4 protein-coding genes are annotated in these 5,760 nt (G+C 67.8%); all 4 read right to left on the reverse strand.

What is annotated here, in order from left to right; all coding sequences use genetic code 11:
- Positions 1–115 precede the first annotated feature (115 nt).
- Positions 116–2,239: a penicillin-binding transpeptidase domain-containing protein gene (locus AB2385_RS16465; RefSeq protein WP_367656102.1), complete on the reverse strand. Its 2,124-nt coding sequence runs from the start codon at positions 2,237–2,239 to the stop codon at positions 116–118.
- Between the two features lie 752 nt (positions 2,240–2,991).
- Entirely contained in the window at positions 2,992–3,507 is a 516-nt protein-coding gene (locus AB2385_RS16470; RefSeq protein WP_367656103.1) for a hypothetical protein, read from the reverse strand.
- A gap of 1 nt (position 3,508) precedes the next feature.
- Complete coding sequence (gene rsmH, locus AB2385_RS16475) at positions 3,509–4,465, reverse strand: 16S rRNA (cytosine(1402)-N(4))-methyltransferase RsmH (protein WP_367656104.1); 957 nt, start codon at positions 4,463–4,465, stop codon at positions 3,509–3,511.
- A 93-nt stretch (positions 4,466–4,558) separates the two neighbouring features.
- Positions 4,559–4,981: a division/cell wall cluster transcriptional repressor MraZ gene (gene mraZ / locus AB2385_RS16480; RefSeq protein WP_367656105.1), complete on the reverse strand. Its 423-nt coding sequence runs from the start codon at positions 4,979–4,981 to the stop codon at positions 4,559–4,561.
- Positions 4,982–5,760 lie beyond the last annotated feature (779 nt).

The following is a 5,760-nucleotide window of genomic DNA, read 5'->3' on the forward strand; positions in this document are numbered from 1 at the left end:
CCATCCCTTCCGGACTCACGGTTCACGACTCGCCGACCACCGCGTCCCACTCATGCGCACCCCCCACCGCTCGTGGCCTTCCACGCCCAGCTCACCGCTCAGGGTCCGCATCCCGTCACGGCCCACTCCCCCTCATGCTCCGCAGAAACACCTTGACCGGCGTGCCAGTGGGCACCCGCGTGCCGGCGGCCGGCTCCTGCTTATAAACGGCCCCCTGCCCCTGCGCCTCCATCAGGAGGCCCCGGTCCGCGAGGGTGCTGGCCGCCTCGTGCAGCGACAGGCCAGCCAGCGGGGGCACGGTCACCTCCCGCGATCCCGGCGGGGGCGGGGTGAGGTTGACGGTGATCTCTCCGCCCTTGTAGGCCGTGGCTCCCGGCAACGGGAACTGGCTCACCACGTAGGTGCCGCTGCCTACGAAATCCAGGGTGAAGCCCGCCTCCCGGGCGGCCTTCTCCGCCTCCGGGATCGGCAGGTTGATCAGCGACGGGACGCGCCCGGGCTCCGGGTCCTTGGGGGGTTCCGGCTCCCAGGGCTCCCGCCGGCGCTGCGGCGGCGTCGGGGACTTGGGCGCCTCCAGGTAGGTGAGCACCGAGCCCATCACCTCGCCGAAGATCGGCGCGGCGATCTGGCCGCCGTAATAAGCCCCCACGGGCTCGTCGATGGAGATCAGCACCGCCACCATGGGATCGGGGTACGGGGCGAAGCCCACGAAAGAGGCGATGTACTTGCCCTGGGCGATGCGCCCGTCGATCACCTTGTTGGCCGTGCCGGTCTTCCCGCCCACCTGGTAGCCCGCCACCCGGGCGTTCTTGCCGGTACCGGTCTCGACCACGCCGACCATCAGTTCCTGCACGTAGCGGGCCACCTCCGGCGACACCACCTGGCGCACCACCCGGGGCTCGATCTCCTTCACGAGGTTGCCTTCGTGGTCGTAGATGGCCTTGCCCAGGTGCGGCCACATCAGCTTGCCGTCGTTGGCGATGGCGGCGATGGCCGTGAGCATCTGGATGGGGGTGACGGTGAGGGTCTGGCCGTACGCCTGCACCGCCAGGTCGATGTTCGTCGCCTGCTTCTTAGGCCGGTACTGGCCGACGGCCTCACCCGGGAGGTCGATGCCGGTGGGCCGGTCCAAGCCGAAGCGGGAGTGGTACTCGTAGAACTTATCGGTCCCGAGCCACATGCCCAGGGTGCCGAAGCCGACGTTGGAAGACTTGGCCATGATGGTGTCGATCTTCACGCTGCCCAGGGCCTTGTGGTCCCAGTTGCAGATGCGCCAGCCCTCCACCGTCATGCAACCGGTGTCGTTGAACACCGTCTCCGGGGTGATGACGCCGCTGTCCAGCCCGGCGGCCGCGGTGATGGGCTTGAAGATGGAGCCCGGGTTGAGGGCGTCGGTGACGGTGAAGATGCGGCGCAGTTCGGGGTCGGAGTTACCGCCCAGCTCCGGGTCGTAGCGGGGCCACTGGGCGAGGGCGAGGATTTCGCCGGTCTTCACGTCCATCACGATGATGGTCGCCCGCCTGGCGTTGGTCTCGAGCACCGCTCGCTCGACATCACGCTCGATGATCCGCTGCAGGTTCACGTCGATGGTGGTGACGAGGTCGTGGCCGGGCGTGCCGTAGAGCACGTGGCACTCGCCGTCCTCCATCGGCAGCCCGCGGGCGGTGTACTCGCACTGGATCTGGCCGTTCTGCCCCTTCAGCCACTCGTTATAGGTGAGCTCCAGCCCCTCGATGCCCTGGTGGTCGAGATTGGCGATGCCCAGCACGTGCACTGCCAGTTCGCCCTCGGGATAGTAACGGCACTTCTCCGGGGCCAGCCCGATGCCCGTGATGTTCAGCGCCTTCACCTGCTGCGCCACCTCCGGGTCGACTTTCCGCTTGAGCCACTCGAAGAACGTATGCCGGCTCATGCGCTTCTCCAGTTCCTCGGGCGACATGTTGAGGATGGGCGACAGCGCCCGGGCGGCGGCTGCCTTGTCCTGGATGAGGATCGGCTCGGCGTAGACCGATTCGCAGACCCGGTTCGTGAGCAGCGGGTAGCCGTTGCGGTCGAGAATCCGGCCCCGATCCGCCTGGATGGGCACCGGGCGCATGCGGTAACGAAAGGCCTTGTCGGCGAAGTAGTCGCCGGCGATGATCTGCAGGTGGACCATGCGGCCCACCAGCGCGGTGAAGATCACGCCGAAGACGCCGATCAGTGCGACCGTGCGGCGGCGGCTCAGCACCCCGATGGACACGGCGGCATTCCCCCCACGGCCAGAGGTTGGCCACAGGGAGTCTATGCGGCAGGTTGTCCCGGAAGAAGCGCGCACCGAGGCGGAGGACGGTGGCGGGTGCTTGCCCCGGGCGCACGAGGGGCATCAGGCCCTTCCCTGAGGGCGGTGTGGCAGGTAGAGTTCGCCCCGGAGACATCCCCTTTCTGGGCCGCACGGGTTCCCCTTGACTGGGTGAGAGGTATGTTGCACAGCAGCACTTGAAGGGTAACGATTTGAGCCACGCCGGGTGGAGGGCGTGGCTCAAATCGTTACCGTTCGAGTGAAAGGCAGGGTCTCGCCCGGGGGTGGCAGCCGCCGGCCGGGGGCGAGTCTGACCGGGCCTACCCCCCCTGCGGGGGCCGATGGGGCTGGTCGAACCCCCCATGACCGGCCAGCAGACATCTCCGAGGGCGTTTGTTGAGGCGTGAAGGGTAACGATTTGCCACACCTAGTGGGGGCCGTGGCTCAAATCGTTACCGTTAGAGTGGAAGGCAGGGTCTCGCCCGGGGGTGACGGCCGCCGGCCGGGGGCGAGTCTGACCGGGCCTACCCCCTGCGGGGACCGGTGGGGCTGGTGGAACCCCCCATGACCGGCCGGCAGGCATCTCCCAGGGCATCTGTTGAGGCGTGAAGGGTAACGATTTGAGCCACACCCAGTGGAGGGTGTGGCTCAAATCGTTACCAAAACAGGGCTGACCCGCACGCGGGTCAGCCCTGTGCCACTTCCAACTTGCACTACTGCTGCCCAGCCGCCAGGGCCTGCACCCGGGCGGCGATCCGGTCGATCCAGGCCTGCCAGAAGGAGGACTCAACTCCCTCCGCGGCGACCTCGGGCGCAGCCGCTTCCGGCTCGGCCGGGGTCCGCACGGCCTCCTCACGGCCCTGGAGCGTCTCCACCGCGCCCTCGGGCTGCTTCATGCCGTGGGCCAGGGCCCACCGCTCCACCTCCTCCACCGAGGCGGCGTTGGCAATCTGCGCCTCCAGGGCGAGGTTCTGCTCGGTGAGCAGACTGATCTGCCGCTGTGCCTCGGCCGTGGCCGCCTCCGCCCGCCGGATGGCGGCCTTGGTCTGAACCAGGGAGAAGGCGAGGGCCATCATGGCCATCCACACCGCGATGAGGCCCAGGACCGCAGGAATGCTCACCCGGCGGCGTGCCGGACGCAGTGCGGGCGCCGGAGCCGGGGTGGCCGGAACTGCCGGAACGTATGTCTGGGGCTTTCGGGCCGGGGTCAGTTGCGGCGCTGCCGACATCTCACTTCGCCTCCTCGTCTCCCTGAAGCTTCACGATGGCCCGGAGCGTGGCGCTCCGTGACCGGGGGTTCGCAGCCAGTTCCGCCGCCGACGGCCGGATGGGCCTGCGCGTGACCGGCTCGGCCAAGGGCCGCTTGCCGCAGACGCAGACCGGGGCGTCGGGCGGACAGGTGCACGGGTTCGCCCACCGGGCGAAGGTGCGCTTCACGATGCGGTCTTCGAGCGAGTGGAAGGTGATCACCGCCAGGCGGCCGCCGGGCTTCAGCACCTGCAGGGCGCCCTGCAGCCCCCGCTCCAGCGCTCCGAGCTCGTCGTTGACGGCGATGCGGATGGCCTGGAAGGTACGGCGGGCCGGGTGCCCCCCCTCCCGTCGGGCGGCGGCAGGGATGGCGGCCTTGACGATCTCCACCAGCTGGCCGGTGGTCTCGATGGGCCCGGTCTTGCGGGCCCGCACGATGAACTGGGCGATGCGCCTGGCCCATCGCTCCTCGCCGTACTCCCGGATCACCCGGGCGAGCTCATCCTCCGGCCACTCGTTGACGACCACCGCTGCAGTGAGCGGTTTGGTCCGGTCCATGCGCATGTCCAGGGGAGCATCATGATGGTAGCTGAAGCCCCGCTCCCCTTCATCGAACTGGTAGGACGAGACGCCGATGTCCATCAGCACGCCGTCCACCGAGCCCAGCCCCAGGCGGGCGACAACGGCCGCGATCTCGGCGAAGTTGGTCCGCACCAGTTGCACCCGTTCGCCGAAGGGCGCCAGCCGCTCGCCGGCGGCGCCGAGGGCAGCCTCGTCCTGGTCGAAGCCGATCAGGCGGCCGTCTGGCGACGAGAGCCGCAGGATCTCGGCGGCGTGCCCGCCGCCCCCGACCGTACAGTCGATGTACACGCCACCCGGCCGCACGGCCAGGACGTCCATGGTCTCCTGCAAGAGCACCGGCACGTGGTGAAAGGCCACGGTGATCGCCTCGCCATCCGGGATTGGAGGGCGGCAGCCCCGGGCGCGTGCGAAGGCGGGGCGACAAGCGCCGGGGGGCCTGGCGCCCGCCGATCAGAAGCCCAGCTTCTCGGCAATCTCGGTGTAGAGCTCGCCGGCCTCCTCACTGTACTCTGCCCACCGCTCCTGCGCCCAAATCTCCACCCGGTTCTCCACGCCGACGATCACGCAGTCCTTCACGATGCCGGCGTACTCCCGGAGGTTGTTGGGCAGGAGGACACGCCCCTGGGGGTCGAGCTCGCACTCGGTGGCGCCGGAGAAGAACAGGCGGTTAAACGCCCGGGCGGCGCTGGAGCTCATCCCGAGGCCCCGCAGCTTCTGGCTGACGGCCTCAAACTCGGCCTGGGGGAAGACGAACAGGCAGCGGTCCAGCCCCTTGGTAACAATAAAGCGCTCACCCAGCCCCTCGCGCAGCTTGGCCGGGATGATGAGCCGCCCTTTGGCGTCGATTGCGTGCTGGAACTCGCCCATGAACATAGCTGTCGTCCCCCGCTGCCAGCGGTCCCGCAGTGGCGCCAGCCGCATGGTGAAGGGGCAGGTGGGCGCCAGCCGCTTCAATGGGCTAGCGCCCCACTTTCCACCACTCTTCACCACCATAGTACCACGAAATGGGTAAAACGCAAGAGAATCTTAGACAAGTTGAAGACACAATTCTCACGATAGGTAGAATCGCCCATACCCTTGGCGCGCCAAAGGCCCGTCCCCTGCGGGGCGGGCCGAAATGCCTCGTGATCAGATGACTGCAGGATCAGGTATACGGAGTGGACACGAAAGCCGGTGGGCAGTTGTTGACGAAGTCGCTTTCAGGTCGACCCGTTCAAAACCGTTTCTGTGACGGTCGCGAGAGCGGTGCCGGGGAGCGACTGTCAGAATGCAGTACGGTGCACCGCCAGGGGTGTACTGAAAGTTGACACTCCCGCTGTGCGAAGCGGGCACGTGGGCCTGTCCGACAGGTCTTCCAGGCGGCCCCTGTCAACCTGAACCGGTTCGAGACCGTCTCTGTGACGGTTGCGAGAGCGGCGCCAGGGGGTGAATGTCAAAATGCAGTACGGTGCACCGCCAGGGGTGTACTGAAAGTTGACACTCCCGCTGTGCGAAGCGGGCACGTGGGCCTGTCCGACAGGTCTTCCAGGCGGCCCCTGTCAACCTGAACCGGTTCGAGACCGTCTCTGTGACGGTTGCGAGAGCGGCGCCAGGGGGTGAATGTCAAAATGCAGTACGGTGCACCGCCAGGGGTGTACTGAAAGTTGACACTC

Origin of the sequence: Symbiobacterium sp., assembly GCF_040797425.1 — a bacterium.
Classification (GTDB): Bacteria; Bacillota; Sulfobacillia; order Symbiobacteriales; family Symbiobacteriaceae; genus Symbiobacterium.

Coding starts and splice junctions, on each gene's coding strand:
- AB2385_RS16470 (WP_367656103.1), bottom strand. CDS start 3,507: ATGTCGGCAGCGCCGCAACTGACCCCGGCCCGAAAGCCCCAGACATAC.
- mraZ (WP_367656105.1), bottom strand. CDS start 4,981: ATGTTCATGGGCGAGTTCCAGCACGCAATCGACGCCAAAGGGCGGCTC.